At 71.2% G+C, this 1,941-nt stretch carries 1 protein-coding gene; it reads right to left on the reverse strand.

The window, feature by feature from the left end:
- Nucleotides 1-95 precede the first annotated feature (95 nt).
- Nucleotides 96-1,940: an ABC transporter ATP-binding protein gene (locus ACWF94_RS39600; RefSeq protein WP_453500002.1), complete on the reverse strand. Its 1,845-nt coding sequence runs from the start codon at nucleotides 1,938-1,940 to the stop codon at nucleotides 96-98.
- Between the last annotated feature and the right edge of the window lies 1 nt (nucleotide 1,941).

Consider the following 1,941-nt stretch of genomic DNA (forward strand, 5'->3'; position numbering starts at 1 on the left):
GCCACTGCCCGGCCGCGCCGCCCTTCTCCCGTTCTCCGCCCTTCTCCATCACGTGGAAGTGCTTGCGAAACTGCGGAATCTGCATCGCGCCCGTCTCAGACCAGGCTGTCCCGCCACGCCCGGTGCAGGTCCGCGAACCGGCCCGTGCCGCCGATGAGGTCCGCCGGAGCGCCGTCCTCCACGATCCGGCCCCGCTCCATCACCAGCACCCGGTCGGCGACCTCGACCGTGGAGAGCCGGTGGGCGATCACCACCGCCGTACGCCCGTGCAGCACCGTGTCCATCGCCCGCTGCACCGCCCGCTCGCCCGGAATGTCCAGCGAACTGGTCGCCTCGTCCAGGATCAGTACGGACGGGTCGGCGAGCAACGCCCGCGCGAAGGCGACCAACTGCCGCTGACCGGCGGAGATCCGGCCGCCCCGCTTCCGTACATCCGTGTCGTACCCCTCAGGCAGCCCGCTGATGAAAGCGTGCGCGCCGATCGCCTTCGCCGCCGACTCGATCTGCTCACGGGTGGCGTCCGGGCGGCCGATGGAGATGTTCTCGGCGACGGTCCCGGAGAACAGGAACGCCTCCTGGGTCACCATCACCACCCCGCGCCGCAGCTCCCGCGTGGCGAGATCGCGCAGATCGACGCCGTCGAGGAGGACCCGGCCGCCGGTGGGATCGTAGAAGCGGGCCAGCAGTTTGGCGAGCGTCGACTTGCCCGCACCCGTCGAGCCGACGACCGCGACGGTCTGGCCGGCCGGGATCGTCAGACCGAAGGGGGGCAGTACCTCGCCGCCCGTGCGGTAGGCGAACCGGGCCTCGTCGAAGACGACCTCGCGGCCGGGGTCCTCGCCCTCGCGCCTCGGCAGTTCGCGCGGGTCCGCAGGCTCCGGCACGGTCGGCGTCTGGGCCAGCAGCCCCGCGATCTTGTGGAGGGACGCGGCGGCGGACTGGTAGGAGTTGAGGAATATCCCGAGCCGGTCGATCGGGTCGTACAGTCGCCGCAGATAGAGCACGGACGCCGCCAGCACCCCGAGCGCGAGCGTCCCGCCCGCGACCCGGTACGCGCCCCACAGCACGATCCCCGCGACAGCCGTGTTGGCGACGAGCCGGGAGCCGAGCACATAGCGCGCCATCTCCAGCATCGCATCGCCGTTGCGGCGGCCGTGCCGGTCGTTGAGCACCGCGAACTGCGCGTCGTTCGCCCGCTCGCGCCGGAACGCGCGCACCGGACGGATTCCGTTCATCGTCTCCGCGAACTTCACGATCACCCCGGCGATCGCCGTCGAGCGCTCGCTGTAGATGATCCCGGCCCGCCGCTGATAGAGCCGGATCAGCAGATACAGCGGTACGAAGGAGGCGACGGCGATCCCGCCGAGCCCCAGGTCGAGCCAGAGGAGCATCGCGGAGATGTAGACGAAGGACAGGATGACATTGATCAGTTCCTGGAGGCCCTCGTCGAGGAGTTCACGCAGCGACTCCACATCCGTGGTCGAGCGGGAGATCAGCCGCCCCGAGGTGTAGCGCTCGTGGAAGTCCAGGCTCAGCGCCTGGGCGTGGCGGAAGATCCGGCCGCGCAGATCGAGCAGCACATCCTGGCTCAGCCGGGCGGAGGCGGTGATGAAGAAGTACTGGAGCAGCCCCGCGCCCAGCGCGCTGACCGCGTAACCGGACGCGACGGCGATCAGCGGGCCGTAGTCCTGCTCACGGAAGGCGGGTACGCCCCGGTCGATGGCGTACGCGACGAGCAGCGGACCGGCCTGCACGGCGGCCTGGTGGAGGAGCAGCAGCAGGGCGACCAGGGCGACCCGGCCGCGGTGGGGGGAGAGCAGCGACCGGAGCAGGGTGCCGGTGGCGCCCTTGGCGGTGGGCAGTTCGTCGTGGGCGAACGGATCGAAGCTCCCGTCCGCCGATCCGGCGGCGGCCTCCGCCGGCCGCCCCGCGTCCTCCATG

The sequence above is a fragment of the Streptomyces sp. NPDC055078 genome (genome assembly GCF_053607985.1).